This is a genomic window from Pseudoalteromonas sp. M8 (assembly GCF_018141365.1).
Lineage (GTDB): Bacteria > Pseudomonadota > Gammaproteobacteria > Enterobacterales > Alteromonadaceae > Pseudoalteromonas.
This window is the reverse complement of record NZ_CP047240.1, coordinates 2,632,656-2,659,529: the sequence shown is the minus strand read 5'-3', so window position 1 is coordinate 2,659,529 and position 26,874 is coordinate 2,632,656. Positions and strand designations below refer to the sequence as shown.

The 26,874-nt window shown below is 43.1% G+C and carries 36 protein-coding genes; 29 read left to right on the top strand and 7 right to left on the bottom strand.

Annotated features, from left to right (window positions below):
• Positions 1-39: 39 nt before the first annotated feature.
• The 5 genes from GSF13_RS16620 (at position 40) to GSF13_RS24790 (ending at position 5,320) form a co-directional block, all read left to right on the top strand.
• Entirely contained in the window at positions 40-3,183 is a 3,144-nt protein-coding gene (locus GSF13_RS16620; RefSeq protein ID WP_211866395.1) for a replication endonuclease, read from the top strand.
• A gap of 190 nt (positions 3,184-3,373) precedes the next feature.
• Positions 3,374-3,577, top strand: coding sequence for a YccJ family protein (locus GSF13_RS16615; protein ID WP_211866393.1), 204 nt, complete (start codon positions 3,374-3,376; stop codon positions 3,575-3,577).
• Positions 3,578-3,625: 48 nt separating this feature from the next.
• The gene (locus GSF13_RS16610) at positions 3,626-4,069 is read left to right on the top strand and encodes a hypothetical protein (RefSeq protein WP_211866391.1); all 444 of its coding nucleotides are present in this window, start codon (positions 3,626-3,628) and stop codon (positions 4,067-4,069) included.
• Positions 4,050-4,517, top strand: coding sequence for a MucR family transcriptional regulator (locus GSF13_RS16605; RefSeq protein WP_211866389.1), 468 nt, complete (start codon positions 4,050-4,052; stop codon positions 4,515-4,517). The genes GSF13_RS16610 and GSF13_RS16605 overlap by 20 nt, the downstream gene beginning before the upstream one ends.
• A gap of 128 nt (positions 4,518-4,645) precedes the next feature.
• Positions 4,646-5,320: a hypothetical protein gene (locus GSF13_RS24790; RefSeq protein WP_249122690.1), complete on the top strand. Its 675-nt coding sequence runs from the start codon at positions 4,646-4,648 to the stop codon at positions 5,318-5,320.
• Between the two features lie 5 nt (positions 5,321-5,325).
• Here the strand turns inward: GSF13_RS24790 and GSF13_RS16590 are convergent, their stop codons facing one another.
• Positions 5,326-5,508 (bottom strand): hypothetical protein, encoded by a 183-nt coding sequence (locus GSF13_RS16590; protein ID WP_211866387.1) that lies wholly within the window; start codon positions 5,506-5,508, stop codon positions 5,326-5,328.
• A gap of 124 nt (positions 5,509-5,632) precedes the next feature.
• Here GSF13_RS16590 and GSF13_RS16585 point away from each other — a divergent pair, with 124 nt between their 5' ends.
• The 5 genes from GSF13_RS16585 to GSF13_RS16565 all read left to right on the top strand — a co-directional run bounded on the left by GSF13_RS16585 (position 5,633) and on the right by GSF13_RS16565 (position 7,328).
• Positions 5,633-5,959, top strand: a complete 327-nt coding sequence (locus tag GSF13_RS16585) for a hypothetical protein (RefSeq protein WP_211866385.1) — start codon at positions 5,633-5,635, stop codon at positions 5,957-5,959.
• A gap of 25 nt (positions 5,960-5,984) precedes the next feature.
• A complete protein-coding gene (locus GSF13_RS16580; protein WP_168756775.1) occupies positions 5,985-6,146 on the top strand; it encodes a hypothetical protein in 162 nt (53 codons plus the stop codon).
• Positions 6,147-6,353: 207 nt separating this feature from the next.
• Entirely contained in the window at positions 6,354-6,770 is a 417-nt protein-coding gene (locus tag GSF13_RS16575) for a hypothetical protein (RefSeq protein ID WP_211866383.1), read from the top strand.
• A 17-nt stretch (positions 6,771-6,787) separates the two neighbouring features.
• Positions 6,788-6,925 (top strand): hypothetical protein, encoded by a 138-nt coding sequence (locus GSF13_RS16570; protein ID WP_211866381.1) that lies wholly within the window; start codon positions 6,788-6,790, stop codon positions 6,923-6,925.
• A gap of 25 nt (positions 6,926-6,950) precedes the next feature.
• On the top strand, positions 6,951-7,328 hold the full coding sequence (locus GSF13_RS16565) for a hypothetical protein (RefSeq protein ID WP_211866379.1): 378 nt from the start codon (positions 6,951-6,953) through the stop codon (positions 7,326-7,328).
• Positions 7,329-7,382: 54 nt separating this feature from the next.
• Here GSF13_RS16565 and GSF13_RS16560 read toward each other — a convergent pair whose 3' ends face one another.
• The gene (locus tag GSF13_RS16560) at positions 7,383-7,538 is read right to left on the bottom strand and encodes a hypothetical protein (protein ID WP_211866377.1); all 156 of its coding nucleotides are present in this window, start codon (positions 7,536-7,538) and stop codon (positions 7,383-7,385) included.
• 94 nt (positions 7,539-7,632) lie between these two features.
• Between GSF13_RS16560 and GSF13_RS16555 the strand changes: the two genes are divergently transcribed.
• The gene (locus GSF13_RS16555; RefSeq protein ID WP_211866375.1) at positions 7,633-7,896 is read left to right on the top strand and encodes a hypothetical protein; all 264 of its coding nucleotides are present in this window, start codon (positions 7,633-7,635) and stop codon (positions 7,894-7,896) included.
• A gap of 209 nt (positions 7,897-8,105) precedes the next feature.
• On the top strand, positions 8,106-8,342 hold the full coding sequence (locus tag GSF13_RS16550; RefSeq protein WP_211866367.1) for a hypothetical protein: 237 nt from the start codon (positions 8,106-8,108) through the stop codon (positions 8,340-8,342).
• Here GSF13_RS16550 and GSF13_RS16545 read toward each other — a convergent pair.
• Entirely contained in the window at positions 8,339-8,584 is a 246-nt protein-coding gene (locus tag GSF13_RS16545; RefSeq protein ID WP_084204363.1) for an ogr/Delta-like zinc finger family protein, read from the bottom strand. The two genes, GSF13_RS16550 and GSF13_RS16545, sit on opposite strands and share 4 nt — an antisense overlap.
• A gap of 364 nt (positions 8,585-8,948) precedes the next feature.
• Between GSF13_RS16545 and GSF13_RS16540 the strand changes: the two genes are divergently transcribed.
• A complete protein-coding gene (locus GSF13_RS16540) occupies positions 8,949-9,188 on the top strand; it encodes a PapB/FocB family fimbrial expression transcriptional regulator (RefSeq protein ID WP_211866365.1) in 240 nt (79 codons plus the stop codon).
• 45 nt (positions 9,189-9,233) lie between these two features.
• Complete coding sequence (locus GSF13_RS16535) at positions 9,234-9,509, top strand: hypothetical protein (protein ID WP_211866357.1); 276 nt, start codon at positions 9,234-9,236, stop codon at positions 9,507-9,509.
• Between the two features lie 26 nt (positions 9,510-9,535).
• On the opposite strand, the gene GSF13_RS16530 is transcribed toward GSF13_RS16535, so the two are convergent.
• Genes GSF13_RS16530 through GSF13_RS16515 form a run of 4 tightly spaced genes read right to left on the bottom strand, consistent with a single transcriptional unit; the run spans position 9,536 to position 13,114 of the window.
• Positions 9,536-9,973, bottom strand: a complete 438-nt coding sequence (locus tag GSF13_RS16530; protein ID WP_211866355.1) for a hypothetical protein — start codon at positions 9,971-9,973, stop codon at positions 9,536-9,538.
• Positions 9,973-10,287: a hypothetical protein gene (locus tag GSF13_RS16525; protein ID WP_039497804.1), complete on the bottom strand. Its 315-nt coding sequence runs from the start codon at positions 10,285-10,287 to the stop codon at positions 9,973-9,975. The genes GSF13_RS16530 and GSF13_RS16525 overlap by 1 nt, the downstream gene beginning before the upstream one ends.
• Positions 10,284-11,342: a phage portal protein gene (locus tag GSF13_RS16520; protein ID WP_211866353.1), complete on the bottom strand. Its 1,059-nt coding sequence runs from the start codon at positions 11,340-11,342 to the stop codon at positions 10,284-10,286. Before GSF13_RS16520 ends, GSF13_RS16525 begins: the two co-directional genes overlap by 4 nt.
• Positions 11,342-13,114 carry a terminase family protein gene (locus GSF13_RS16515; protein ID WP_211866351.1) on the bottom strand — a complete coding sequence of 591 codons (1,773 nt, stop codon included), beginning with the start codon at positions 13,112-13,114 and terminating at the stop codon, positions 11,342-11,344. Before GSF13_RS16515 ends, GSF13_RS16520 begins: the two co-directional genes overlap by 1 nt.
• Before the next feature lie 191 nt (positions 13,115-13,305).
• On the opposite strand from GSF13_RS16515, the gene GSF13_RS16510 reads away from it, so the two are divergent.
• From GSF13_RS16510 to GSF13_RS16440, 15 genes are all read left to right on the top strand, one after another.
• Positions 13,306-14,211: a GPO family capsid scaffolding protein gene (locus GSF13_RS16510; protein ID WP_211866349.1), complete on the top strand. Its 906-nt coding sequence runs from the start codon at positions 13,306-13,308 to the stop codon at positions 14,209-14,211.
• A gap of 10 nt (positions 14,212-14,221) precedes the next feature.
• Positions 14,222-15,259: a phage major capsid protein, P2 family gene (locus GSF13_RS16505; protein ID WP_099029175.1), complete on the top strand. Its 1,038-nt coding sequence runs from the start codon at positions 14,222-14,224 to the stop codon at positions 15,257-15,259.
• A gap of 67 nt (positions 15,260-15,326) precedes the next feature.
• On the top strand, positions 15,327-16,025 hold the full coding sequence (gene gpM, locus GSF13_RS16500; protein WP_211866347.1) for a phage terminase small subunit: 699 nt from the start codon (positions 15,327-15,329) through the stop codon (positions 16,023-16,025).
• A 96-nt stretch (positions 16,026-16,121) separates the two neighbouring features.
• Entirely contained in the window at positions 16,122-16,559 is a 438-nt protein-coding gene (locus GSF13_RS16495) for a head completion/stabilization protein (RefSeq protein WP_211866345.1), read from the top strand.
• Entirely contained in the window at positions 16,556-17,029 is a 474-nt protein-coding gene (locus GSF13_RS16490; protein ID WP_211866343.1) for a phage tail protein, read from the top strand. The genes GSF13_RS16495 and GSF13_RS16490 overlap by 4 nt, the downstream gene beginning before the upstream one ends.
• A complete protein-coding gene (locus GSF13_RS16485; RefSeq protein WP_211866341.1) occupies positions 17,022-17,654 on the top strand; it encodes a phage virion morphogenesis protein in 633 nt (210 codons plus the stop codon). The genes GSF13_RS16490 and GSF13_RS16485 overlap by 8 nt, the downstream gene beginning before the upstream one ends.
• 18 nt (positions 17,655-17,672) lie before the next feature.
• The gene (locus GSF13_RS16480) at positions 17,673-18,773 is read left to right on the top strand and encodes a DUF2586 domain-containing protein (RefSeq protein ID WP_211866339.1); all 1,101 of its coding nucleotides are present in this window, start codon (positions 17,673-17,675) and stop codon (positions 18,771-18,773) included.
• Positions 18,774-18,782: 9 nt separating this feature from the next.
• Positions 18,783-19,232, top strand: a complete 450-nt coding sequence (locus tag GSF13_RS16475) for a phage protein (RefSeq protein ID WP_039497824.1) — start codon at positions 18,783-18,785, stop codon at positions 19,230-19,232.
• The gene (locus GSF13_RS16470) at positions 19,232-19,867 is read left to right on the top strand and encodes a hypothetical protein (RefSeq protein WP_211866337.1); all 636 of its coding nucleotides are present in this window, start codon (positions 19,232-19,234) and stop codon (positions 19,865-19,867) included. Before GSF13_RS16475 ends, GSF13_RS16470 begins: the two co-directional genes overlap by 1 nt.
• Entirely contained in the window at positions 19,848-20,141 is a 294-nt protein-coding gene (locus tag GSF13_RS16465) for a putative phage tail assembly chaperone (RefSeq protein ID WP_235367700.1), read from the top strand. The genes GSF13_RS16470 and GSF13_RS16465 overlap by 20 nt, the downstream gene beginning before the upstream one ends.
• Before the next feature lie 170 nt (positions 20,142-20,311).
• Entirely contained in the window at positions 20,312-22,642 is a 2,331-nt protein-coding gene (locus tag GSF13_RS16460) for a phage tail tape measure protein (protein WP_211866335.1), read from the top strand.
• Positions 22,639-22,953 carry a DUF2590 family protein gene (locus GSF13_RS16455; RefSeq protein WP_211866333.1) on the top strand — a complete coding sequence of 105 codons (315 nt, stop codon included), beginning with the start codon at positions 22,639-22,641 and terminating at the stop codon, positions 22,951-22,953. The genes GSF13_RS16460 and GSF13_RS16455 overlap by 4 nt, the downstream gene beginning before the upstream one ends.
• Entirely contained in the window at positions 22,943-24,082 is a 1,140-nt protein-coding gene (locus tag GSF13_RS16450; RefSeq protein ID WP_211866331.1) for a baseplate J/gp47 family protein, read from the top strand. Before GSF13_RS16455 ends, GSF13_RS16450 begins: the two co-directional genes overlap by 11 nt.
• On the top strand, positions 24,075-24,581 hold the full coding sequence (locus GSF13_RS16445; RefSeq protein ID WP_211866329.1) for a phage tail protein: 507 nt from the start codon (positions 24,075-24,077) through the stop codon (positions 24,579-24,581). Before GSF13_RS16450 ends, GSF13_RS16445 begins: the two co-directional genes overlap by 8 nt.
• Positions 24,578-26,869: a phage tail protein gene (locus GSF13_RS16440; protein ID WP_211866326.1), complete on the top strand. Its 2,292-nt coding sequence runs from the start codon at positions 24,578-24,580 to the stop codon at positions 26,867-26,869. Before GSF13_RS16445 ends, GSF13_RS16440 begins: the two co-directional genes overlap by 4 nt.
• Positions 26,870-26,874: the final 5 nt, after the last annotated feature.

The window sequence follows — 26,874 nt, the reverse complement described above, 5'->3', positions numbered from 1 at the left end:
TTGTATGGGGCGAAAGCCCCTTTTTAAGGGAACATGCCAGTGAGCTTATGGCCTATAAAAACATTTGAGGTTTGCAAAGCCGCAGTAACCATCACAAAGCAAGTAAAGGATAATGCGCATAGAGCGACATTGTTAAAAGGCTTGCAGCGATTTACCGTTTATATCCAGTATAAATTAGCCAAACAATATATCTCTAAAATAACACCTGAGTCAGATGCTTGGTATCAAGACGAGCCTACAAACCCAAGCGAACCTGCTAACGCTTGGTTTTGTAACGTGCTTGCAACTACACCTCATAGAATAGATTTAACCAGTTTAGGTTTGAGTAAACAGGCTGTTGCGGCCTTAAATAAAGTACACAACAACCGACATCATAATTATATTGCTGCCGACATAGTAGCCAGCAAACGCGCCAGAAGTATTCAGGCCAGCTTTGTTAGGCGAACTGAGGAAACGCTAAAAGCAGCAGAGACAGCAAAAGCAAAGCGTGTTGAGCTGTTTGAGCGTGACCGTTCACAAACAGAATTAGACGCAGAGAAAGTCATTGCAAAACAAGCTGGCGGCTTGGTAACTAGCAGTGCAATGGCCCTAGTTAATGCCTTGGGCGACCAAGCTGAAATTGACTTTGTATATGACTGTTTAAGCAAAGTACCAAAGCCACTACAGCTACGTTTTGCCAAGCGTTTTATAGTTAAGTATGACTCATCACTTGAAAACCTAGCAAGCGCTGGTAAGGATGAGCTATTAGAGATCAGTAAGCGGTTATATGAGTTTGGTAAGCACACGCAACAGGGCGTGCCAGAAGATTTTAAAAACCACTTAAAATGCCAATACCAAGCCAATGCTTGGCTTAGACGTGCTGTAAACACTCTTAAGCCCCGCCTAAAAACACTCAAGAAGATAACAGACAGTATGCCATTGCCTTGGCATATTTTAGCCAATGCAGAAAAGACCAAGAAGCACGCAAGCGAACTAGCAGCCAAAGTAACTGAAGTATTAACTGACTTAGCTGCCGAGCAATCAAGCTGGGGTATGGTTGATTTTTATCACGCCATTGCTGACTTTACTGAGCAGTATGGCGTTACGCTACCTTTTGAGGAAAAAGGCGAGTATTTAACAGAGCCAGACGCCGAAATTGCACTATTAAAAGCCCAGTGCCACAAGTGGTGGGCGCGCAAATTAAAAACTATTAGGCGCCGCTATCTAGAGCATTTAGAGATCGCTACTGGCGAGGTGGGCCGTGACCTATTTACCACACATAACAAAAAGACAGGCTCGGTCACCAAAAGAAAGGGGATTAATGCTTATTGCTCTAAACAGGCGCTTAAAGAGTACCAAACCGACCGTGAAAGAGGTAGGCGATACCTAGAAAGCTTAGAGTTAGTAAATGAGCATAACGATGTAATTTCGTTGATGAAAGCCGTTGAAGCGGGTGTGGCTAACCCTGAAAACATGCGTAATGAATTAATGCTACGGATCCGCGAGACTGAAGAGCTTGCGGATGAAATGGGCTATGTAGGCGGTTTTTTTAACATTACAACCCCGAGCCGGTTCCATGCGAACTCTCCTAAATGGGATGGTTCAACACCGAAAGAAGCAAGCAACTATCTCAATAAACTGTATTCTCAGGCGCGTGCTAAATTGGACCGTGAAGAAATCCCATATTTTGGTATACGCGTTGCTGAGCCACATGCTGACGGCTGTACTCATTGGCATATGCTGCTGTGGATGCCAGAGCGTTATTACCATCAAGTTAATCACATCCTGCGTAGGTATTTTACCAAAGACGATAGAGCAGTCTTTTTTGAACGGTTCAAAAAGCGTAAATCACTGCGTGCCAGGTATGTTCGCGCTCGTAGAATATGGGGCCTGAATAAAAAGCGCAAAGTATATACGCGAGAACCCAAAAAGGATTACACCCCAAGCGGCCCTCGTTATACAGCCATTAGAATGGAGCCACCAAAGGTTGATAAAGATGGCAACAAAACAGGTGGTGCCGCGGCATACATCGCTAAATATGTAAGTAAGAACATAGACGGGTTTGCGTTAGCCAATGAATACGACGCGGAAACCGGTGAAAAGCTCGTTAAGGCTGTTAACCCGGTAAAAGCATGGGCGAGTACGTGGGGCATTCGCCAATTTCAATTTCAAAAATCTCCCTCAATTACCATCTGGCGTGAGCTGCGCAGGGTGCGCGAAGAAGTCAAAGGTAATGAAGAGCTAGAGCAAGTGCGAAAAGCTGCTGATGGCGGTGACTTTAAGACATTTGTGACCTTAATGGGTGGTTTTGGCATTGGCCGCGAGGCACGGTTTAAACCTGCTTATCAACATACCGAGTTCGGTAATGCGTATTCAGAGTGTACAAAGCGGCTTAAAGGTGTTGTTGATGAACAAAGTAGATGCACGCTAATAACTCGGGTACACACCTGGGATAAACAACCAATTGGTACTGCCGCAGCTAACGACAACACCTATGATGCGAGTATGCACGATGCTAACAACGTCGGCGCAGCCGACCTATCTTGGACTAGTGGGAATAATTGTACGCCTTGCCCTACGGGGCATAGAGACGGATTATTGCTAGATATGATCGGATATACAGAAAAAGAGATCGCAGAGTTTAAAAAGGATCTGGCGGACGGTAAAAAGGTGCATCACAATGGCCGAGTTTACGTAATTCGGGGAGGTCAATTGCTCGTTATGGATGAAAAAGACCAGAATAAAGCGATCAAACATGACTATGTGGTTCACGTAGCGCAAACGCTTGCCCAAAAACAAGCTGAAGAACGCAGGAACGAAGCTGTAAACAGCCTAGCGTATTGGGATGTCCTAGAAGATGATCAGCTTAAAGCGTTAGAAGAAGATGGAACCGTTATGGCTCATGGCCGGGTGTTCTATAAAGAGGGTGATAAGTTGCGTTCGTTTAAACAACTAGACTTTAGCGATATGGACCGAGCAATTATAGCTACACCAGAAAAGGATCATTGGCGTGAGGCGAGAGAAATTGTTGATTTGGCATTCAGCTTGGCCGAAGCCGAACAGCGGCGCTTGCCGTCGAACTGCAGATATAAGAAGAAGTTGCAGTTAGTTGGAGATATGGAGCTAGCCAGGTTGATCGTTAGTGGACTAGCTACTGATATCAATGCGAATGATTGGTGGGATATTGGGTTCAGTATGGCATAGCTGACAGTTCAAAGTTTGTGTTGGCTTCCTCTGGTATGCAACGACCCCCCCAAAATCCCATCGAATAAAAAAAGTGCAGAAAGTTTAAAAAATAACTTGCAACGTCCGGACGTTTTGCTATTATTTAAATCGTACCGAGGCGGTACACTCCGACTAGGCGGGTTCCTAGCGTTTCAGAGGAAACATAATCATGAACAACGTAAATTTACAAAACTGGGCTGACTCTCGCGAAACTTCACTTGAAATTGCAGAAGCCATCTTCGAACTAGCAAACAATAATGAAACTCTAGCACAAGAAATGTGGGAAGAAGGTGATGACAGAGTGCAAGTATTAGCTTTCTCTAAAACAGACGAAGACGAGCTGTTTTGGGGTAATACCACGCTAACACGTTAAATTTCCCTCTAGGCAGCAAGCGCTGCCTTTTCCTTTAGGTATACCACCATGTTTAAAATCTATAAAAAGCGCCCCAACGACTATGGGAACGAAATATTCGACAAAAAGACCACGGCTAATCCACTCACGGCAAGTCGTATCTTTTGGGAATACCGCCAAGATAGAAGCCTTGAAGGTCAAACGGTAGCGCTTGTAGTAACTCAGGATAGTAAAGAGCTTGTTTACCATAAGTTCAATTTGGCTTCTGGGTACAATAACCACATTGGATTGGATGACACTTTGCCGAGCCCCTTGTTGCCACGCGCTCAAGCGATAGATCCCCACAACAATGCAGATAGACAAAACAAAAAACGTGTTGAAGCCAAATTTGAGGGTGAAGAAATTCAACAGTATGATCGCCTATTGTCTAAATTTGGCGAAGGCAAGCAAAAGTATGGCGCTAGACAGCTGTTTGTAGAGCTGATGACACTTTATGACAACAAAGAAATTTAACACGCTAGCTGAAGTTGACACCTACCTCAACAACAAAAAGCTTCAATGTTTAGAGTGCGGCAAAATGTTCGTCATGCTTGGTAAACATTTAAAGTCTCATGGTATGACACCCAAGCGGTACAAACTTAAGTGGGGCATACCACAGGAAAGAGGTCTTGCAGGCGTTGAGTACCGTCAAGCGCACAGCGATAAACTAAACGCAATGAGAGCGGAAGGTAAAATCAATCATGATCATCTTGCTGATGCAGCCAAGCGCATTGATTATGAAAACCGAACCGAGTTAACGTCCGCAAGCAAAGCTGCACACATCGAGTTTATAGCGCGTGCGCAGCCGTACAATGCACATCGAATACCTGAGGGCGGACAACGTGCCAATGGTAAGGACGCTACAAGAGAGCGTGAATACCAGCGCCAATATCGAACCAAAAAACGAAACAGCTCACCCTAGTGGGCTGTTTTTCCCTCTAGGACATTTCCAATATCTCCTCTAGCTTCTTTTCTTAATTGCCTTGTTATTGCACTTCGATAGTGTAATCTATATTGCATATATTAAATATTTGGTTATGCAATTACAAAATGTTGAGACAGATATTTGTTGATAGCGACATCGATTCGCTTTTAAATTCAGCTTGTACTGGCAAGTACGCTACTAAAGACAGGTATTTAATAAGCCAGCTCGCTTACGTTCCCTTGTCGCTCACTGAGCACAATTTACTGCGCTTGCACCAGTTAATGAATGACAAAGGTGAGGTTTATCGGAAATGGGTTCTACCCGCAGCTTATAGCAGAAATAAAAAAGACAGGATCATTGAAGTGCCAGAAGTGTTTTGTAAAGCACTTGAAAAGTACCTTAATTGGTACGAAAAGCAAGAGTTACCAGCAAAGTACAGGCATAGTTTAAATACTTATAGAGGGTTTAGTGAATACGCCCCAGCCTTGTTAAATGATCGACTTAATGAGTTTGCAATGAGCGAACGAACTGTTAAAAGCGGCATAAATAAACAGCCGACAAACTTGCGAACCAAAGTTAATACGCTGCTTAAAAAGGCTGGTTTAGATTGGGCTACAGCTAAAACCTTTGAAGATTCGCTAATTATCCACTTAGCAAAAAATGTTGACCATGGTGTAGTTGCTGATTTGTTTGGTTTTAGTTCGCGGCAGGTGGTAGCCGACAAGTACAACGGTAATTTATTGCAGCTATCAGACGCTATAAACAACGTGTACTCAAGAATTAAAGTGACGGGGCACTAACGGGCCTAATCTTCTAGCCCACAGTCTTTGTCAGCCAAGGCTTTCAGCCACGCACTCAATTTCAGCCCCTGCGCTTTTGCTTGGGCTTCATAAATCAATTTTCGTTCGGGCTCTACTCTAAACTCACATCGAGCGCTGGCCGTTACGTTTTTTCTGGGTCTGCCAACCGGCATTTTCTTATCATTCATCACCGCGAATTTTAGTCCGTACAAAAATTTAAAGCAATCTCTATTTTTTGTACGTACAAATATTGACTTTACATTGTTTTTAATTAATTATTGTACGTACAAAAAATGACGGAGTGAATTAACTATGAAGACAGGCGCACAACTCATTGCGGACGAAAGAGAACGACAAGTTGAAAATGAAGGCTACTCAAGCGAGCGAGACGATAGCTATAAAAAAGGCGAGTTAACAATGGCTGGAATCGTATACGCAACAGCCGCAACTAGCTCAACAGGTATTAGGGCTCAGTTTAGAATTATGGCAGAGAACAACGAACCTATTCCGCATTTTCCATGGGAGTCAAAACACCTGAAGTTAGGTGATGACTGTTACAGATCAAGAATAAAGGAGCTTACAAAAGCGGGCGCGTTAATAGCTGCTGAAATTGATAAATTACAACGTCAATCTAACTAACCATTGGAAAAACAGCGAGGGATTTATGGAAATTCAAAACGAAAAACAGTACCAAGATGCACTTGAAAAGCGCTCTAATTTACTTGAAGCATATTCGTTTTTGGGTGATGTAAACAGCGAAAGCATCGACCGTCAGATTAGCGAAATTGACGCTCAAATAGAGCGCTACGAAGCTAAAAAGTCATAGTTGGAAAAAGTGAAATGGGTATCAAACGCGCACTTGTGCGTTGGCTAGCGCCTAATGTTGACCGCAAACCTGAGATTGCTGTAGGAATGAGCAGTGCGGGTGCTTTGAAAGTGAATGTTTCATCATTCAGACAAAGCAAGGTTGTAAAGCGCCAAATTTCCGCTTTGCGAAACCAAAAACTTTAATTGGAAATCAGGCGATCAGCACATGCGTAAACTTAGCAAAGCAGATGAAGCAAAATTTAAACAATTATTTGAGGATATGCTTTCAATAAAGTCTCAACATGATGAGCTAATTAATTCGTTAGATAAAGATGTTCAGGCTTTGATTAGTAAGTTTAATTTAGATAACGATAAACTATTTTCTCAAATGAAAGAACAATACGAGAGTATTGCAGATCAACTTAAAGTATTTGCTTCTGATAAAGCCCAAGAAATGGATGCTTATATTTCTGACAGAACAGATAAATGGCATGATTCAGACGCTGGTTTTACATACAGAGACTGGCAAGAGGAATGGCAAGATATATCGGATGAATTTGCAGAAGCTGCGTGTGTCGATTTTGACATTGAGATAAATTTTCAACGTCTCCCTGAAATCGAAGAACCACGCTTTAAACCTTAGTTAATATTGGAAAAAAAATGACAGAAATAGAGAAAGCGGCCATGTTATTAAGACGAGCTTTATCTGAAAAAGAGCTTGCTGGTGAGATTAAAGAATCTGACGCATTGAGGCTTATTGAATCGCTTTATGAAGCGGAACGCTTACTGGTTAAGTAGCAAGTTGGAAAAACGGAGAACAGCGATGAATAATTTAAGCGAATTGTCAGATCTTGAAATTATCAAAGCTATTGCTGAGATCGAGAACGACACCCACACGCTAGAAACATTTTTATTTTATGATGCGCCAGAGCATCAAAGTGACTTTTACCAAAACCAGCGTGAAAAGGTGATTTTGTCACAGGCCAAAAATCCCCTTGCAGATGATTCTTACTGTTTTCAACTTTTGAAAAAGCATAAAGTTACGGTCGAGTATGAATGTGCTGGCAGTGATAAATTTCCGCACCCATGCACTAGCATTCACAATGGTGATGATTGGCTTTCACATCGCAACGATGGTATTGAGGCCAATAAAGCAATTTGCCTGACAATCATTGAAGCGCAGCGAAAATTAGCGGCTTAGATTTAGCATTGGAATAACGATTATGCCTAAAATTATCAGTGAACCTTTAATAAGTTACAAATGCACTTGCGGCGCGACTTCATCCGCTGATGCAAATGAATTTAAATCAAAAAACACTATGCCACCAACTTGGTTAATTAAATGTGCTTTCTGTAAGTGCGATGTAACATGCTCTCCAACAGCTTTAATTCTCAAAGAAGTTGGCAACATATCACCAACTCAAGCACTAGAATATATAACAAACAGATTAGAATAGCTCTCAAAGCACAACGAATAATGCATATTGTAAATAGGGTAGGCTAATATGGATGGTTCGTTTGAGCAAATGAGTAATTGCTATGAATTCATTGAGTCAAGACAAAGTGACGAATGCGGTTGCCCCGAAGAAGACTGGATCATAGGAATGCTTTATACAACTATCCATATTGAGCCCGATGGTAGCGGCCATATTTTTATAGATAGTGGTAATTGGGAAGATGAAAAGTTAGTGCCTACAAAATCAATCGAAGAATTGCGGGTAGCAGCAGTAAATTGGGTTGAGTCTTTCCCTATTAACAACGAACTTTAACCATTGGAATAAGTGAAATTGGTATCAAACGCGCACTTGTGCGTTGGCTAGCGCCTAATTTTGACCACAAACCTGAGATTGCTGTAGGAATGAGCAGTGCGGGCGTGTTGAAAGTGAACGTTTCATCATTCCGAAAAAGTAAGGCCGTAAAGCGTCAAATTTCAGCTTTGCGTAACCAAAAAATTTAAGTTGGAAATCGGGGAGCGAAGATGCTTGTTGACTTAATTGATATTGAAATATTACCGATGTGGTTAGTTTGGCTCGATTGGCAATTTTATGCGCATAAGTTAAGCCTTGCAATTTGCATGCTGGTCTCGTTCGTAATCTTAAATATTAATTGGCGTGGATATGAACTTACAGCTGATAGTTATGGATTAACTTTTCTGGTTGGTTTTTGTTTGTGGGTGGTATTGTGCGCCATTAGGAACGGTCAAGCCATTGGTTAAAGACCAAGCAATTCCAGCTGCTGATCTCTTGGAAGATTCTTAATAAGCCCTGCTGCAATTTGCGCTGTGCTTTTGCACGGGGGATTGATGAAATGATCAAATGATTGTGTCACTCGAAATGTGGCACCACACTCACGAGTATTACTGCAAGAACAATACAGCGTAACAACGTGTGCGCTTTGTTTATCACGAGACGTGACGATAGCTTTAGCCTCACAGTTAGGACACGTTACTCTAGCCACCAAAACCCCACTTCAAAACAATTAAGATACTGTGATTCTATACAGTATTAAATACTTCTGCAAATATCACCCAGAAATGAGAGCGAGAAAGCAAAAGAGTGAAAAATTCACTCCTCCTCGCCAAGCCCGCCGCTTTTGAACAAAAAGTTTGTGACATTCTGACACGGTTTGACTTTGGCATATTTTAAGAATTCTAAATATTAATCATCAAGTTGTAGGATCTAAAAGGATCGGGGGATCTATAGAGGCTTGTCAAAGTTGTGACATCTTGTGACATAAGTTGACACCATCAATGAAAAATCACTAGAAAAACTCAATAAATCAAAAACAATAAAATTATTATGACTTAACTCATAACTATTTTATGAAATACCTTTTTAAAGGCATGCAGAGCCAAGAGCGTTTTGAATTGCTTTTGTCTCTCACTCGAATTCAAAGTGAAAGTATTATTAGTGCGCTTTTTGACTATTTGGTAAAAGGGATGGATAAGAAAGCCGCAGCAATGATTAATGGTGTAGAATTACCTAATCTTTCTGCGGCCTTAAATAAGCTAGAAGAAAAAGCCTTAATAATTGAGCTTATTAAAGAGATTGACTTGAGATAGCAAGAACCTCATAGCAGCTCAGACGTTAACTGAACAGGAAATAAGATGTCTAAAGTTATAAAAGAAAAGTGTTTGTTGTGCAGTGAGCCGTCGACATATGTTGAAACTGACCATGGAAACCGACGCCATTATATTTGTTCTGGTGTAGAGTGTGGTGAATATGAAATCTCACTGAGTGCGATAAAACGTGTAAGTCAAAATGAAGTTTCCAAAATGGATTTAGCGCCTCTAGCTAAAGAGGCAAAAAGCAAAGGGGGATTGTTGGAAATTATAGTAGGAAGCAATAATGAAATTGAGCTTAAGCTAATAGAAAAAGCTTAAGCTCGTAGGTCTCAATAGATTAATACTTACGCTTTTCGCTTGGTCCAGAAAGCTCTAAATAATCGCATAAGTCCAAGCGTTGAAACGGCAATCCCAACAATGACAAACTCAAAATACCAAGGTGCACCGGTGTAACCCATGGCCTTCCAGCCAGCAGCCATGTATGGTTGCATTTCTGGTATAAAGTGACAAATAAATAAGCTCAAAAAGAACAGAATTATCACTTCATCCATTATGGTTTTGTCACGGTTTTTTAATACCAGCAGATCATAGTCGGAATCATTTTGTTCCGCTTGTTCGCAGCGTCGGGCTTTAGCATTAAATTGTGCAATCTTAAAATTAGCTTCAGCGCTTGCCACGGCAGCTGCTGTTTCAGCTGCTATTCGTTTACGCTCACGGTAGCCGCCTGTTAAGTCCGCCACAGGGTTGGTAAAGAACGATAGTACTTTTGATAGCAAACCCATTACTTTCTCCTTAATTGGTTTATGACTTTCAGCGGATCCTTGCTGAATCGCTGACCTAAATTATTTAATCCATTGAATAGGTGGGGAGCCAAGTAAGCGCCTACGCCAATAAAGCCTGGTCGAGCGCTTTCGGCTACTTGCCAGAAGTCACAAAAGCTCGATACCAAATAAGCTGCAAGCAATGCCATTAGCGCATTAAAAAAGTAGCGTGCAAAGGTGAACGCATGCGGGCTCAAATAAAGTTGTATTGCGGCAGCGACCATGCTGATCACCACAAACTGAAAAATGTGTTTTAGATATTCCATATCTATCATGCGGCCTTGTCCTTGTTAGGGTATAAATCAGAGTATTCCGGAATGTCAAAAGCAATGTGCAAATGGGCTGGTAAGTAGCGATTAATGCCTGCCATCGTTTGTTGAAGAGGCACTACCTCATTGTTGTAATACGCTCGAGTGATTTTATCCAAATCACCAAAGCCCGGGCTATCTCCGGAGCTTTGGCCGCTCAATGCTTCTTGCGCACGGTGCATGCTCAGCATGTCATTGAGTGTGATTTTTTTAATACGTTCAAATTCATCTTTTGTAGAGATATCGCCTACAGGCGTGATCTTAATAGACTTCTCAGCGTCGGCTTTATTACTCCTAAAGTTGAAGAACAAGCTTCTAAAGTTACCCACGCCCTTACTGTCTTTAATTGCATCTTTGAGCTTGGCTTCATCATCAGTGCTTAAATTAGGATCGGCCATACTAAATATAAAACCCATGTGAGCGCCATTCTTGTAATAACGGCGCCTAAATAGTGTTGCGTCCTCATTGAGTAGGGCGCTTTGAATACCGCCGTAATACTCAGGTATGCCGTAAATTCCCTGAGCCGGGTCGTATTCCTTTACATGTAATATTTCACCGGCTTTAAAGCGAATGGGTTCTAAGTGGTTATTACTGAGCTGCGCATATACCCCGCGCTCAGTTGTGTATCGCATAGTTAGTGCAGGCAGGTGGCGCAACCGGATTATTTGACCGAATGGGTTTTTGATGATCTGCAGGTACGCGTTACCAGACCATAAATAATCATAAGCGAATTTTTTGAATGCTTCGTTGCTAAGAACTGAGTTGGGTTTAAACCACTTTAAAATCATGTTGCGCTTAAAGCCTAAAATAGGCCCATGCTGGGCATTAACTCGCAACAACTTTACCAGTCCATATAAACTAACGGGTGGTGCGTAAATACCGTTACTGTCTGCAAATACTCCGGTGTAATCGGTCAACCGGTTATCTAAACATGGTTCGGGATCGCCAAAACTAAATACATCGCTCATTGCTGTATAGTTTGGCGTCTCGCCACTTTTTACATTTATCCTTGGCTTATCCATTAAGCTGCTATCCCTACAGATGTTTGACGGCCCATCGTGTTACCGTCTAAAGGTTCAAATTTCATGGCGTGCATAATTGCCCATGCAATATCGGCATGGCCCGTTGTTTCAGTGCGGTTTGTGGCATAGGTGATTTGGTCGCCAACTACCTTGCGACGAATGTTGATAAATGAGCTGGCAATATTCACAGCGTCTTTATCAAACTCAAAACGGCGATTTTTAATCACGTTAAGCGCTTTAATGACCATTTGGTTTTTAATGATCGGGTTGTAGTGTATTGGCTCAGCATTTGGAAAGAACGCGGTTATTAGTTCCCACACGCCATAACCCATACCTGTGGTGTCAACTCCGATGTGCTGTACATTGTATTTGTGCGTGAGCTCTTCTATTTCGCGTGCCATTGCCTCAAAATCGTTACCGCTCAAATCAAGCGCTTCTAGTAACCTAAATTTTTCGCCTGGTTTCATGGGTAGGCTCAACACTGCAACACAGGCTTTATCTCCAAAGCGTGCAGGGTCAAAACCAATTACTACAGGTTTTAAGCCAAATGGGCGTTCGTATTCATCGTCAAAGTCATCCCATTTTGTTGAGTCGCCCACGCAGGCCATTAGTTGTTTTAAGTTAAATGCCGAGTGTGCATCGTCGATAAATTTACACATAAACAAGTTGTCGAACTCGTCTTGTGAGTATTCGTTTTCAAGTACCTCAATATCAATACGGTCAAAGCCTGAGTTAACTACATCATGCACGTTAAGCATCTGGCGCCAAATGCCGTCTTCACATAATCGACCATCTTTTAGTGCTTTATGACTACAATCAATTGCAAATTCAGGATCGTTACAGGCTTTGGTTTTTCGATACCACTTACCATTCCAATGGTCATAGGCTTCATGGCTGGTAACACTGGGTGTGCTGAAGTAAGTAATGCGTAAGTGCTTATGTGTTGCCATTGCTTGAGCAAGGCCACGAAGGGTTTTGTATTTGGGGATCCAAAACACTTCATCTATATATAGGTCGCCACTTTCCGATTGTGCTGTTCTTGCATTGGTTGATTTGAAAATAAGCTTAACTGTTTTGCCACCTTTGAGCGTTAGCACCATAGGTGAGCCAGTGAGCTCAATATTAAAGTGCTCACGAACCAGAGCGATGATATTGGCTTTGAATACTTCTGCTTGGTCGCGCGATGCAGATATAAAGATTTTATTGCGGCCATTTACAACGGCATCATAAAACGCTTCGAATGCAAAATAGAATGTGGCCCCAATTTGGCGCGGTTTTAAAATAAAGCGGCTTCGGTGGTCTTGGTTCTCAAACCAATGGAGTTGGTGCGGATAAAGTAACTTTTCTTTTAGTTCGTCGAGCATTTCAACCGTGATGGCTGAGCAGTCGTTTTTCTTTTTCTTCTTCTTTTTGCTACCGGCTGCGGAGCTATTACCTTCTGGTTGCCCGTCGTTGGATGCTCGTTGTTTAGGTGCCGGTGCAAGTTTACTTTTGTTTAGTGCACAGAGCTGGCGAGTGCAAAACTCTAGCTCTTTATAATCAGCTTCGGTCTTTTCAGGTTTGTCGGTTAGGATATTAATACGGCGGCTAAATGCCATTTCAGCATTGTAACTCGGGCACATATCTGCCCATTTACCATCATCAGCCCAGCGGCGAATGCTGCGCGCACTCGGCATGTTTGGCAAATCTGCTATTTCGTCAAACGTGTAGCCTTGTACCACATATAAGTCTTGCGCTTGTTTGCGTACCTCTGGCCCGTACTTTGGTTGCATCCTGCACCATAATTCATCCTCTAATTCGTACAGTTTAAGGGCTAAAAGTAGCTAAATCGTCCAATTAAAACCCTAGCTATTCCTAAAAGCTAAATATAGGAATTTCAAAAAGTTAAACCATTAGAATTAATCATTTATTGTGTGCAAACTTGGCCTAACTTAATAACGCAACGCATTAAACAGGTTAATCAATGCCAGGTCAATTACGCACAATACCGCTTGCTATTGCAGCTGCTGGTTTAACAGTAGACGGGCGAGAAATCGAAGAGCAAGACATTAACGATATTGTTGAGACGTACAATCCTAAAAAGTATGGCGCCCGCATTAATATTGACCATTATGCAGATTGGTCTGGCTGGAAAGCCGAAGCATTATCATCGGTTAAGCTAACGGGCGGTATGCTAGGCGATGTGATTGAGGTGAGCACCGACACTAACGAAGATGGCGTACAAGTTTTAAAAGCGGTGCTAGCGCCAAATGCTAGCTTTGTGCAACTAAACCAAGCCGATCAGCATGTTTACTTTTCCATTGAAATTGACCGCAATTTTATGGGTACTGGAAAAACCTACCTTACAGGTTTAGCCGTCACTGATTACCCAGCAAGCACCTACACATCAAGAGCCAAATTTAATAAGGGCGCAGATAACACGGACGTTTCTTTTTTACGCGCAGACCTTGGACTAGGCCTACATAGCCAAAGTGAAAAGCCAGCTAAAAAACCATTTTTTAGAAACCTATTCAGCAAGGATGATGAACCCATGCCATTAACGAAAGAAGATAAAGCCGAAATTGGTAACGCAGTTGCCGAGGCGCTTACCCCTGCATTTACTCAGCTTACGTCGAGTATCAAAGAGTTTGGGAAAAATAATGAGCAGGAAGCTCAGGGCCAACAGGATGAAGGCCAAGGCAGTGATGCCACAAACCTAGAGCTGACGGAGCAGCTCACCCAGCTAAACAAAAAGCTCGATGAGCAAGAAGAGAAGTTTAATGCGCTTGAAAACAAGTTTACTGAACTCTCAAGTACGGAAGCCGCTGGCACTACCGAAGCCGACGACGAGCATACCGGCGACGACGGTAAATATAGCAACTTATTGTAAGGAAACAGCAATGCGACCTAAAACAACTCAAATCTTCAATGCCATTTGTGTGGCGCTTGCAAGCAACTACGGTGTTGCAAGTGTGTCTGATAACTTTGCGGTAGAACCGACAATTGAGCAAAAGCTTTATGATGCGGTGTATGAATCGGCTGAGTTTTTAACTCGCATTAACCATGCGTTAGTTGATGACTTAGTGGGTCAATCGGTGTTTATGTCTGCGGGCTCAGGTGTTACTGGCCGTGCAGGTGTAGACGAAGACGGTAACAACGAGCGTAAAACTAAAGACGTGTCGGGTTTAACCAAACGCGAATACCGTTGTTATGAAGAAGAAATCGACGTGCATTTAACCTGGGCAAAAATGGATGCCTGGTCTAAGTTCCCTGATTTTCATAATCGTTATCGTAACCATGTTCGCCAGCAAAAAGCACTCGATATTATCAAAATCGGCTGGTATGGCACGCATGTCGCAACAGTAACAAATCTGACCGAACACCCCATGATGCAAGACGTCAACATTGGTTGGTTGCAATTGGTTCGCCGCGACGCGGCAGAGCGCGTAATCACAGAGGGTGAAGTTGCCGGAGAGGTGCGCATTGGCGAAGGCGGTGATTACGAAAACCTCGATTGCGCCGTGCACGACTTAATTCAAGGGATCCCGTTGCACAAGCGTGTAGGTTTGGTTGCCATTATTGGTGATGAACTTATTTCGCAAGACAAGGGCAAGCATTACGCCAAAAACGCCCACACTCCAAGCGAAAAAGAAAAAGTTGAAATGTCACAGGTGATCAACACTTACGGCGGCTTGCCTAGTTTTCAAGTGTCGTTCTTTCCACCGCGCGGCATTTTGGTCACGAGCTTTGACAATTTAAGTCACTATGTTCAGTCGGGCTCAACACGAATGAGCATTGAAAACAATGCCAAGAAAAAGCGAGTGGAAGATTACGAGTCGCGTAACGCCTGTTATTACGTTGAAGACCTAGAAAAAATCGTCTTCATCGAGTCTGACTCCGTAAAAATCCATAAAGATGCCGACGGTAACTGGTCTTAATTTCCTTTGAGGTAGAGCTTCGCCGCTTGGCAGTTTACAAGCGGCGTTTTTTAGAGAGTGTTTTTATATGAGCTTAGTCAAACGAGCGTTAGCCAAAACAAAAGGCGAAGTGCCAACAAGCAATGAAAGTAGTGCGCCAGCAACAAGCAAAGCGCAAAACCGCAAAAGTGAGCATACCGAGTACGCGTTTTTTAAAGCGGCCATTGACTCAGACTTGGCTCAGCTAAAAACATTCGGCGATATTAGCGACAAAGCTGACTATAAAGCCAAAGCAATCGAGAAGAACGATTACATAGGTTACTTAAACCAATACCGGTTAAGTGGTGACAATCATCCAAACCTAGTTTTAGCTTGGGTGTTTATTTGGCTAGTCGACTTAAAGCGCTGGTCTCAGGCGATTGAACTATTGTCATTGCTGATCGAGCAAAAACAACCGCTACCTAAACAATTTAACACCAAGCACTGGCCGACCTTTTTAATAGATCAGCTGTACGACGATGCCAACTGGTACTTACAAAACAGCTGCACAGTGGAAGATTTGGCAAGCATGGCATTCACACTCCAGCGAGTTATTTATGCCACTCGCAATCAAGACTGGACTGGAAGCGAAATCGCGGGCGGCAAGCTCTATGCGATTGCTACCAAAATAGAGGCCACGTTGCATAACAACGGTAATGCCATTCGGTTTGGCAAGATTGCACAACAGATTAATGAGAAAGCGGGTGTAAAAACACTCGTCGAAAAGCTAGAAAAAAACTTGAAATAGCTCCAACGCCAGTGGGCAACTTAGCGTAACCAGTTAACAGTATTTGATTGGCTGCTTACGTCTAAGTGGCGCCCACACAAATAGCAAGGGTAAGTGATGAACTTAAGTGGAATGCCAAAAGCAGATTTGCAAATTGATGATCAGGTTGTCCCTGGCGATGGTTATTACCCTGATTTAAGTACTGCTTATTTTATTGAGCATTATGCCGTTGCCGGTGAATACGCCAATAAAAGCGAATTGCTGGTTGAAAAGCTAAAGCTTGCTCAAGCAGAGGTCAACCAAATGCTAATGCAGGTCGTGCTAACTAACGCTGAAGCACTGCACCCACAGCAAGCGCTGTTCTACAAAAATGCTGTTTACAGCAAGGCCAAAGCCAACTTGCTAGTGAGTAAACTGGGCAGCACGCACCGCGATAATGCAACAGCGCAATCACAAGCCGCCATTGATAATTACGAATATTGGCAAAGTGAAAGCGTCAATGCACTGAGACTATTGCAGGCGCTCAGCCCCAACTTATCTGTGGATCTGCTATGAGCCAGAGCAAAATAGCCAAGCTTAAGCAGCACTTAGTGAGTGCGGTATACCAAGGCCACAAACTAGCGCTAGAAACGCAATTTGATTGTTGGATTGAAGGCGGGCGAATTGAGCCAAGCAGTAAAACTGTCAATGGCAACGGTTTATTAGCTGCACGATTTTATTACTCAGGGGGTATTAGCATAAACCCCTGTGCTGCACCGGCTGCATTGATATGTGCGTTTGCATCATTTTGGTTGCAAACCAATGGCGGTAGGTATGACAGCACAGGCATTGAATTTAGCGCTGACGTTAATGACGACAACAGCAACGAAGTTGAACTAACGATAGAGCAGCTTTGTGAGGATATTGAGCTTATTCAAACCGACAATGGCCCGTTTGAATTAAATGGCAAGTGTTATGACTTTGGTGAGCAAAGCCTGTGGATAGCTGAAGCATTCACACTGCATGGTGAAGTAAGCCGTGCTTAACGTCAAATTTGACGAAGGCCAAAGCAAAGAGCAGTTAGCGTTTTTACAGCTCAAGCCAAATAAACGACGTAACTTGTTGCGGGGTGCGATAAGAGCCGCGAACCGCAGTAGTAAAGGGCGAATAACCCAACAAAAAGACTTAACGGGTAAAGCGTGGAAAGGCCGAGCTAACGGGCGCAAGAAAAAAATGCTTACCAAGCTAAAGCGTCGAATGAAAGTGCGGTACGGACCAAATAACGCCAGCGTTTATTTTAAAGATACACGCACTGGCAAAATAGCTAGAGCGCAGCAAGAGGGAATAAGCATTACTGCGCAAGTGCCAAAAAACAAAGGTGAGCAGCGTAAGGAAGGCCTGGCAACCCGCAACCAAGCAAGAGCATTAATTGCAGCGGGTTACAAAATACCGCGCGGCAAAGGCAAAGGTACTAAACGCGCAAGTATTGTGTGGATCACAGAGCATTTAAGTAAAAGCCAAGCAGGTTTTTTGCTCCGAGAGTTAAAGGGCAGCTCAGGTAAGAGCGAATGGCAAATTGACTTGCCGGCCCGCTCCTTTTTAGGTCAAACACAGGCCGAAGAAAAAGAGCAACTGAATTTTATATTAAACAAAGCTATGCAAGTAGCGTAGCGCAAATAAGGAACGACCATGGCACAAGGAAAAGTATCCGTTGCCGCCATTCAAACTGGTAGTGGCGCTACGAAAGAAGTGGAACGCACGGCTCTGTTTATCGGACAAGCACCTGCAAACATTGGCAACATTTTACCCATCAATGCTCAAAGTGATTTCGATGATTTATTCGGAGCTGATGACTCACCATTAAAAACACAAATTGCTGCTTGGCAGCGTAACGGTGATGATCTGGTGAGTGGGTATGCAATTCCACACGGTGCTGGCGATGATGTTATGGCGCTCATTGATAAAGCAATGAACCAAGATGTGAGCCCTGAAATCATTGTGATCTGTACGCCAGTCACAGGCAAAGCTGAAATTGAGAGCTATCAAGCTAAGGCATTAGAAATCTTATCAAGCCAGGCTAGACGAGTTCGATTTCTTATTGCTGCACCTGGTTTATCTGATGGTCAAAACTGGTCGGATTTAGTTACGGCGTTACAGCCGTTAACGAATGGTGTCGTTGGCGATAGGGTGGCCGTTGTTCCTCTACTATTCGGTGATGAGCTGGGCGCGGTTACAGGTCGCTTATGTAAGCGCTCAGTGACGATTGCTGACAGCCCAATGCGAGTATTAACTGGTGCAATGTCACTCATGCCATTGCCGGAAGATGCTGCGGGTAATCCATTAACTAACGCAACTACATCTGCGCTTGATGCGCTTCGCTTTAGCTGTACGCAATTTTATCCAGATTTTGACGGCGTATATTTTGGTGATGTCAACATGCTAGATGCTGAGGGTGGTGATTTTCAGAAAATCGAAACAGGCCGCATTGTTGATAAAGCCGCACGCGCGGTGCGCATCATTGCAATTCCGCAAATTAAAAACCGCCGACTAAACAACAGCACAACAGGCATTGAGTTTGGGAAACGCACGTTGGCTAAGCCACTGCGCGATATGAGCAAGTCAGTAAACATTGGTGCAGATAAGTTCCCTGGTTTAATCGACACGCCGAAAGACGACAGTATCAATCTAACGTTTATGGACGAGCGAACCTTACAAGTTGTGCTGAAGGTAAAACCGATTGACTCCCCGAGCACCATTATCGTTGGGATTATGTTAGACCGAGAAGTGTAAGGAGCGCACATGCAAAAGGTATTAGGTGGTAAGGACTTTGATATCTTCATTGGTAATTCAATGGTCCATGTTATGGAAGCCACGGTAAAAATCACGGATGGCCGAAAGGTTAAAAAGGTTCGCGGTATACCAAAAGGCTTTATTGATGGTGATGTTGAAGGTGAAGTCACGTTAAAACTTGACCATGAGAACTGGTTGATATTGCAAGCTCAAGCGGAAAAAGCAGGGAGCTGGAAAGCGATTGAACCTTTCGATGTTGCGTTTAACGCCGAAGTCGCTGCGGGTAAAAAGAACGTTGAGGCGTTCGGGTGTTTACCGCAATTAGAAGAGATTTTAAACATCAAGGCCGATGGTGGTGAAGAAGACACTACGACGATCAAATGTCCAATCACAAGCCCTGATTTTGTGAAAATCAACGGTGTGCCTTATCTAACTGACGATGAAGTAAGGGATCTGTGATGACAAAAGCCATTCGACACTTAAACCCAGATATGGTGATAAACACCATGCGTGCATGTGGCCATCGTATATTTGAGGGAGAATTAAACCTCAATATCATCGGTGTTCGCCACAGTAATACACGAGCAAATACATTTAATGATGCGATCTGCGTGCTGTACCAACAAGGTGGCGAATGGCAACTAAAGCAGTATAAAGCAACAACTGATGCGGGACTTTACTGGCGCAAACATCCAATGAATGTAGACGGTACAGCCGTGCTTATCGCTGGGCAACACCTAAGTCTTTGGACGCTTGGCTATCACCAAGGCAAGTACCGCGCACTTGTTCAACATAAACCAGTAGTTGTCTTACGGGATAACAACCAGGACGACGAGTTGGACACCAATACCACGCCTCATGCAGAACTACAGCAAGGCTACTTTGGCATTAATTGTCATCGAGCGAGTGCAACAACGACCTCGACCCAAGTGGATAAGTGGTCTGCGGGCTGTCAAGTAATTGCAAATCCGAATGACTTTGACGAGTTTATTGAGCTTTGCGAATTATCAGCTCAAAAATGGGGCCCATACTTTAGTTATACACTGCTAGACCAAGCAGATTTAAAAGAGAGTAATGACAATGTCACTAGCTAAAACAATCATCATCGAGACAGACACTACAGAGTTCAAGTTTAATGTTGATACTCCTGCATACAACAAGTACATCAATGCATTAACTCCAATCAATAAAATTCAGCCGGCGACGAATTTTTTGATGTCTACTGTTGATGAATCACAAGCAAGAGCACTGAAAGATCTGCTACAGCAACCAGCGGCGGCATTGCATATGGCAAGTGCGATTGTGGAAGATTTTCAACCGGAGTTTAATTTTACCGTAAAAAAATCGAAGAGCGCGCCAAGCAAATAAAGACAAACCGAATTGATCAGTTACTGGCATACCATGCTCGATACTTTGGGGCTATGCCAGTAACGGATGAGAGCTTAGCCCAAGCGCTCTTTCTCGAGATCCAGCAAAATGAATTGTTAGCCACTGCCGTAAATAACGGCATATGTATGGCGTTAAATGGCGATGATTAAATGAGCTCACTCAGTAAATTAGACAAACTGATGTATTCAATAGGTGTGGTAGACAAAGTCACTGGGCCTGTGAATAAAATCATGGCTAAGATTAATCAGATGAGTGAGCAAACTGCTGCTGCGAAAGAGCAGATGACGGGTGGGTTAATGAGTGCCGCAGGCGGCGCGATGATGCTTGTCGGTTCTCTCAATCCTGCGATAGATGCAAAGGACGCGCTCGGTGAAGTCAGTTCACTCAAAGTAAGTAATGAGGCGTTAACTCAACTCAATAATACAGCCATGAATTTTGTAAGTAACTATGGCGGCAATTCAGCGGAAGTGATCCGCAGCTCCTACGATATCCAATCTGCAATAGCAGGGCTTAATGGTAAAGAGTTGTCACAGTTTACCAACTCATCAGCTATTCTCGCCAAAGGCACAAAGTCAGATGCCGCTACTACAACAGATTATTTCGGCACTATGTATGGTATTTACCAAGATACTGCAAAAGAGGTTGGCAAGTCTGAGTGGATACAAATGCTCACAGGTCAAACTGCTGCAAGTGTGCGTATGTTCAAAACCACTGGTAGTGAAATGGCGGGTGCGTTCTCAAGCCTTGGTGCTAGCGCAAACTCGCACGGTATTGAAATGAATGAATCAATGGCGGTGCTAGGCCAGCTGCAAGCAACAATGTCAGGGTCTGAAGCGGGTACAAAATATAAAGCATTTTTAACAGGAGTGGGGGCCGCACAGCAAAAACTCGGCATTCAGTTGACAGATTCTCAAGGCAAGTTGTTACCAATGGTACAAGTGATTGAGCGTCTAAAAGGACGGTTTGGGGAGATAGATACCGTAGCTAAGACAGATGCGTTAAAGAATGCATTTGGCAGTGATGAAGCCGTTGCAATGTTACAGCTTCTTATCCCTCAAACAGAGCAACTAGAATCCAATATTAATCAACTCGCTCAAATTAAAGACATGGATGTTGCCATTGAAATGGCTAATTCAATGAGCAGTTCTTGGGACCGTTTTGGCGGGTCAATGAATGCAGCAATGACTAGCCTCGGACAAGCAGTTTTACCAATTATTGAACCTATCGTCGATGGACTATCTGCCATATTGAGAGGCGTTGTTTGGTTAACTCAAACGTTTCCAACCCTAACCGGGTTAATTGCTGCAGGTGTTGTGGCTTTTACTGCTTATGTCGTTGTCATGGGAGCATTTAATGCCGTGATGGGGCTGTATCGTATGACCATGCTATCTAGTATTGCGTTAACACAAGCACACTTACTCATTACTAAACTTTGGCAAGCTGCATTGGTCGCTACACGTATCGCAGGGTTGATAGCCTTGGTTGCAAGTTTAGGCGCAGCCACTGTTGCAATGGGAGCATTAAATGCAGTAATGGTGGCGGGAAAGTTCGCTGCACTCTTATTTAGTGCGGCACTTTGGACCAACCCGATCACATGGATAGTAGCTGGAGTCGTGGCACTTATTGCAGCAATCGGTGCGCTTATCTATTACTGGGATGATTTAGTTGCCGCATTTAAAGACACAGCATGGGGGCAGATGTTGATGAGTGTCTTTGACAGTGTTATATCGTCTTTTAATGCCTTGGCAGATAGCGTTGGTTGGATACTAGAAAAGCTAAGTCTGATTGATGATACCGAAGCAAAATTAAAAGTTGAACATACAAGTCAACCATTGCCAGAGCAACTCTATAAGGCAAACAGTGACCAAATGATGATAGCGCAGCGGGAGCTTGGTCAAACGGCGATTACTCATCAGATCAGCAAAGCTGAATCAACCGTTGTACTTGGGCAGCTACAAAACACAATGTCAGGCGCTAATGCGGGTAGCAGCTACAGATCGTTTATAGAAAGTTTGCCATACGCTCAACAAAAGTTAGGTATTCAACTAAACAGTGACAAAGGCATCGCACTTCCTATCGTTACCATTCTAGAGAGGCTACAAGAGAAATATGGTGAGATTGACTCGGCCAAAGAATACAGCGAGTTAACACAAGCGTTCGGTAGCGATGGCGCCATAGTAATAAAAAATCTAATGCCGCAAATGGACAAGCTTAGAAATAATTTAGATCAAAATATTACCAACTCAGCAATCAATAGCGCATTAGAAATAGAGAGACAAAAAAGCGAGCTTCAGCAACAGAATAACAGCTACAAAGTGAAAACGCATAGGTCTGAGTTTTTACAAAGCTTAAGCAAGAACACAACAAACAACCAAGCAGTATCGACTGATAACTCGAAGCGCGTGATGATTGACTCTCTCACCATAAAGTCAGACAACGTGAAGAGAGATTTTGATGAGCTAATGGAGTTAGCTGGATGATACGTATAGACCTCAATATTGTTGATGGAGATATTCAGCTAAATAGCCTATTCAACCCGTCACAAATCAATGATCGTGATGTGGTTGCACAGGATATTAAGCACCGGATTATTGAAAGTAAAAAACTCCCTTTGCTAATTGGCCTTAGGAACAAAGACCACATTGCAAAAGTACTCACTGAAATTGAACTAATTGTTGAACAAGATGATCGTTTAGTTCCTGGCACAATAAAAATCACACAATTGACTGCAGGCCTTATCAATGTAGAGGCAGATACTCGGGATTACGGAAGGATTGATAATGGATTGTAAAGCGCTTTTTGAAAAGGAGATGCGAGCTGCTGGTATGTCAGTCTCCGTGGAAGATTTTTCAGCGCAGTTTGATGAGCACCTAAAAAGTGCGGGGTTTGTAGTAAACAACCAAAGTCCATACAGCCCATTTTTTAGATTACAAAAAGCGTTAGTTGCAGAGCCTGCCGCCCAACTGGTCAAACAGATGACTACTCATGTAATGCCTAATAGCTTTGTTATGTTGGCTCAAGAAGAGTGGTTAGACATTCAAGGTAATGCCCGTGATATTGAGAGACTCACGGCTGTGACTGCTAGAGGGCAACTAAAAATAAGCCGTTTAGACGCATCACAAGAAATAGAGATCCCAGCGGGGACTATTGTAGAAAGCATTCCGCTTAATGGAAAAGTATACCGCCTCGTTACAGAGAGCGATTGTGTCTTAGCAATAGGCCAATCAACTGCCTCACTGACTGCTGTCGCTGAATCTCATGGTCATGAATACAATTTAAGTGCTGGCTATTATGTTCGTGTCGCTGGCGAATATGATGGTGTAAATATCACAAATGACGACGACTGGTTGATCACAGCCGGGCAGTACGTAGAGAGTGATGAGAACTATCGATTGCGAATAAAAGCGGCATTCTCACACCTAGGTAAATACCATGTGGATGACGTATACAAGAATATTATCGCAACAGCAGGCGGGATCCCCATGGACAATATCGCACTTGAAAAAGGCGCGCCACGAGGACCAGGCACTGCAAACGCGTATGTTTATTTAACAGTAGGAACAATCAGCCAAGCGATTATAGACAGTATTAATAACCATATTGCTGCTGGTAATCATGGCTTGGCCGATGACATGAAAGTGTTTGCAATGCCAACTCAGTCATTTGATATGACAGTCACCTATGAGGCAAGCCGAGATATTAGCAGTGACATCAGTGTTTTTATCCGCTCTGTCTTTCGTGAGAATGCAGCTTACTCTCCAACTCGAGTCATGCCAAATACCGCATTTAGTTTTAGCTTATTGGCGGCAGAATTACACAACGAATTTCCTGAGTTAACACGAGTATCGTTTAATCAAACCAACTTAAGCACAGGGTTTTGGTTACCTAAGTTAAATGAACTGGTGGTACGACATGGCTAACCTACCAAGTTGGATATATGGCGATGATGCTAAAAAGTTAGCAAAGGCCACTGAGGAATTTTGGAATGAGCTCAATTCCCAACTGCTATGGTGGAATACAATTCAACACAGCACAGAAGCCAGCGAAAAAATATTAGATCTGCTTGCATGGGAAAGAGGTGTTAGCCGGCTATCGGATGAACCACTGAACATGTACGCAAAACGAGTTCAGTTAGCTCATGTAAATGCCATTGATGCGGGCAGCGCCGCTGGGCTTGAAAGAATTTTCAGGCGTCTTGGAATACTAGCAGAAGTCAACGAAAGGGTAAGCGGATTTGACTGGGACCAAGTGCAAGTCTCAATGCTAGAGAAGAATTTCGCAGGGAGAGAGCGAATGATACTAGAGCTGATAGCGAGTTATGGCAAGACGTGCAGACGGTACGTGTTAAATGCAATGACAGCAATCACAACAGCAGAAGTGTGTGGCTTGGTGTTGTACAACAAGGAGGTAGTTGGGTGAGCCAATTAAAAATTACAAGCGCAGGCATTGCATATAAAAATGATGTGTTTGCAGGAACAGAAACCCTCAATATAACAAAGATGGTTTTTGCTCATGTATCAGGATTAAATGCAGATTCACCGATTTTAAGCGATAGTGTGCCGGCAAACATTGTACATAACCAACCCATTGATCGTGTCAGCAGTTTAGACGGTGATGCAGTCGTGATATCAAGCGTACTTGGCTACGATGTTGGCAACTTCACTTTTAACTGGTTTGGCGCGATAGCAAAAAAAGCCAATGGCACTGAAGTGCTGATTGCGGTTGTACATACAAACGAGCAAACCAAGACGCGTACAGATGGAGCTAATACCGGTGACTATAGTGTTAAGTCAATAATTTGGAGAAGCCAACAACTAGCTGGGGATCTGAATGTAACTTTACCTACGTTACCTTGGCAGGTTAACGACGGAGTATTTGCAACAGCACAAGATTTGTCAGCGCTAACAGTGAAGCTGAACCGTCGCACGCACGGCAAAAGTATTGCGGTTGATTTGTCAGACCAAGTACAGTTAACAAGTTATCGAAAAAGTGTGATCGCACTATGTAAATTGATTAATACAACCAGCACTTACGAGTCTTGGAATATTGGTACGCTAACATTTAGTCGAGTTAACGGGATTGAGCCTAATATAATCTCACAAGTCGCTGTTAGTAGAAAGTACAATACAGAAAGCCTGAGAGGCAACCTACAAACTAATGGCAGTAAATTCACACCTCGTTTATGTACGTTTGAAATTGGTGGGGTGCGCTATGGTGGCGTTGAGTTTTATTATTCAGCTGCCCACCATGATTTGGTGACATACAGCGGAACGGGATCATTCGAACCGTTCGGTCTAGACTATTACAATTTACTAAACAACGTTGCGCTCAATCAAGAAGTGGCAGATACAATTGACTTCAATAGTACAATTGTATTTGACGATGAAATGGCGTTCAACGGTGCGAGAGTATTAACGGAAAAGCGTTTTTGCGATGATGAGGATGTCATTACAGGTGGGCGTAAAGACTTAATTGTCACCCCAGAAGCGGCAGCAGCTGGTGATAACCAAGTTCGTCAAGAGATGACAGAACACGGACTTGGGAATCGCATAAGTTATGAATCAAACAACTTCCTTGACAGGACATTTTCTCTAAATATACCCGGCAAAGGGTATCTTGAATTTCCAAATTTGCCAGAGACAGCATGTGACATATTGATCTTTGGGCTAACCGATGGAACAGGCACCACGACCAACTTTGTGGGTCGCCTCGCAAAATATGGGAGCACGTGGAGTGCTGAACAAATATATGGGGTTACAGGAGGAAATAATCCGACTATTGATATTATCAATAATGTACCAGTTTTTAGAAATCACCATGAGTTGAGATATACATTTCGTTTCAAATGTTGGATTGCATGCCAAAGTGGCAACAATGCTAAGCCATTTGAATTTTTTGCCAATATTTATAGCACATACAACAAGCCAACTCCGGCTAACATTAGCAGTAAGTTGGGCAAATTTGATGATTCCATCATCGAACTGGAACTGCAAAATGTGAAAATTGGTGGGAAACGAGCGCTAAAAGGTAATGAAAACACACTCCATATTAACTATTTAAGAGACCACACAATCGTAAAGGCCTATGGTGATTGGAACTTTACGGATGATGTCTCTTTTTATGGTGACATATCCATTGAAAAAGAGAAACCATGGTTGACGCTACTCAGTAGCTCATCTGGTGATATCACTAATGAGCAAGCAGCAGGGATTTCGATTGGAGAGTCTGGTCGCTTAGGTAGTGCATCATTACATATATCGTACACTGGAGATGGCCTTGGTTACATAGGCATGGGTCATCTAGGTGAAGACAGTATCGCTAATTACTGGGCAATGCAAATGCATTACCAAAACAGCTGGGTTAAATTCAGAAGTCAAATTCGTTTGGGGGATGACGGAACCAAGCTTTATAAAGGTAACGGTGATACTCTAAGAATCGAAACGCGCAGCGGGATAATGGAGCTCGGACCCAAAAATGCAGGATTTTGTCATTTTGCAACAGACAAGCCGAAGTATTACATGGACAAACCTCTATATGTATATGGGGATATTTTCGCTGGTCAAAACTACAACTCTAAAGTTTATCACGAAACAAATAAACCGAGCGCTAGTGACATACAGGGTGGTGCATTCCCGGAAGATATGTTTGCGAAGCAGTCTAAAAGCTGGAACTGTCGATTATCCCCACATCTAATGCTGCGGGTTTAGTCATT

Coding starts and splice junctions, on each gene's coding strand:
- GSF13_RS16515 (WP_211866351.1), bottom strand. CDS start 13,114: ATGCAACCAAAGTACGGGCCAGAGGTACGCAAACAAGCGCAAGACTTA.
- GSF13_RS16580 (WP_168756775.1), top strand. CDS start 5,985: ATGGAAATTCAAAACGAAAAACAGTACCAAGATGCACTTGAAAAGCGC.
- GSF13_RS16505 (WP_099029175.1), top strand. CDS start 14,222: ATGCGACCTAAAACAACTCAAATCTTCAATGCCATTTGTGTGGCGCTT.
- GSF13_RS16490 (WP_211866343.1), top strand. CDS start 16,556: ATGAGCCAGAGCAAAATAGCCAAGCTTAAGCAGCACTTAGTGAGTGCG.
- GSF13_RS16550 (WP_211866367.1), top strand. CDS start 8,106: ATGCTTGTTGACTTAATTGATATTGAAATATTACCGATGTGGTTAGTT.
- GSF13_RS16575 (WP_211866383.1), top strand. CDS start 6,354: ATGCGTAAACTTAGCAAAGCAGATGAAGCAAAATTTAAACAATTATTT.
- GSF13_RS16465 (WP_235367700.1), top strand. CDS start 19,848: ATGACAATGTCACTAGCTAAAACAATCATCATCGAGACAGACACTACA.
- GSF13_RS16585 (WP_211866385.1), top strand. CDS start 5,633: ATGAAGACAGGCGCACAACTCATTGCGGACGAAAGAGAACGACAAGTT.
- GSF13_RS16460 (WP_211866335.1), top strand. CDS start 20,312: ATGAGCTCACTCAGTAAATTAGACAAACTGATGTATTCAATAGGTGTG.
- GSF13_RS16605 (WP_211866389.1), top strand. CDS start 4,050: ATGACAACAAAGAAATTTAACACGCTAGCTGAAGTTGACACCTACCTC.
- GSF13_RS16455 (WP_211866333.1), top strand. CDS start 22,639: ATGATACGTATAGACCTCAATATTGTTGATGGAGATATTCAGCTAAAT.
- GSF13_RS16555 (WP_211866375.1), top strand. CDS start 7,633: ATGGATGGTTCGTTTGAGCAAATGAGTAATTGCTATGAATTCATTGAG.
- GSF13_RS16540 (WP_211866365.1), top strand. CDS start 8,949: ATGAAATACCTTTTTAAAGGCATGCAGAGCCAAGAGCGTTTTGAATTG.
- GSF13_RS16445 (WP_211866329.1), top strand. CDS start 24,075: ATGGCTAACCTACCAAGTTGGATATATGGCGATGATGCTAAAAAGTTA.
- GSF13_RS24790 (WP_249122690.1), top strand. CDS start 4,646: ATGTTGAGACAGATATTTGTTGATAGCGACATCGATTCGCTTTTAAAT.
- GSF13_RS16480 (WP_211866339.1), top strand. CDS start 17,673: ATGGCACAAGGAAAAGTATCCGTTGCCGCCATTCAAACTGGTAGTGGC.
- GSF13_RS16475 (WP_039497824.1), top strand. CDS start 18,783: ATGCAAAAGGTATTAGGTGGTAAGGACTTTGATATCTTCATTGGTAAT.
- GSF13_RS16560 (WP_211866377.1), bottom strand. CDS start 7,538: ATGTTGCCAACTTCTTTGAGAATTAAAGCTGTTGGAGAGCATGTTACA.
- GSF13_RS16535 (WP_211866357.1), top strand. CDS start 9,234: ATGTCTAAAGTTATAAAAGAAAAGTGTTTGTTGTGCAGTGAGCCGTCG.
- GSF13_RS16510 (WP_211866349.1), top strand. CDS start 13,306: ATGCCAGGTCAATTACGCACAATACCGCTTGCTATTGCAGCTGCTGGT.
- GSF13_RS16470 (WP_211866337.1), top strand. CDS start 19,232: ATGACAAAAGCCATTCGACACTTAAACCCAGATATGGTGATAAACACC.
- GSF13_RS16525 (WP_039497804.1), bottom strand. CDS start 10,287: ATGATAGATATGGAATATCTAAAACACATTTTTCAGTTTGTGGTGATC.
- GSF13_RS16615 (WP_211866393.1), top strand. CDS start 3,374: ATGAACAACGTAAATTTACAAAACTGGGCTGACTCTCGCGAAACTTCA.
- GSF13_RS16520 (WP_211866353.1), bottom strand. CDS start 11,342: ATGGATAAGCCAAGGATAAATGTAAAAAGTGGCGAGACGCCAAACTAT.
- GSF13_RS16590 (WP_211866387.1), bottom strand. CDS start 5,508: ATGAATGATAAGAAAATGCCGGTTGGCAGACCCAGAAAAAACGTAACG.
- gpM (WP_211866347.1), top strand. CDS start 15,327: ATGAGCTTAGTCAAACGAGCGTTAGCCAAAACAAAAGGCGAAGTGCCA.
- GSF13_RS16610 (WP_211866391.1), top strand. CDS start 3,626: ATGTTTAAAATCTATAAAAAGCGCCCCAACGACTATGGGAACGAAATA.
- GSF13_RS16450 (WP_211866331.1), top strand. CDS start 22,943: ATGGATTGTAAAGCGCTTTTTGAAAAGGAGATGCGAGCTGCTGGTATG.
- GSF13_RS16565 (WP_211866379.1), top strand. CDS start 6,951: ATGAATAATTTAAGCGAATTGTCAGATCTTGAAATTATCAAAGCTATT.
- GSF13_RS16530 (WP_211866355.1), bottom strand. CDS start 9,973: ATGGGTTTGCTATCAAAAGTACTATCGTTCTTTACCAACCCTGTGGCG.
- GSF13_RS16495 (WP_211866345.1), top strand. CDS start 16,122: ATGAACTTAAGTGGAATGCCAAAAGCAGATTTGCAAATTGATGATCAG.
- GSF13_RS16570 (WP_211866381.1), top strand. CDS start 6,788: ATGACAGAAATAGAGAAAGCGGCCATGTTATTAAGACGAGCTTTATCT.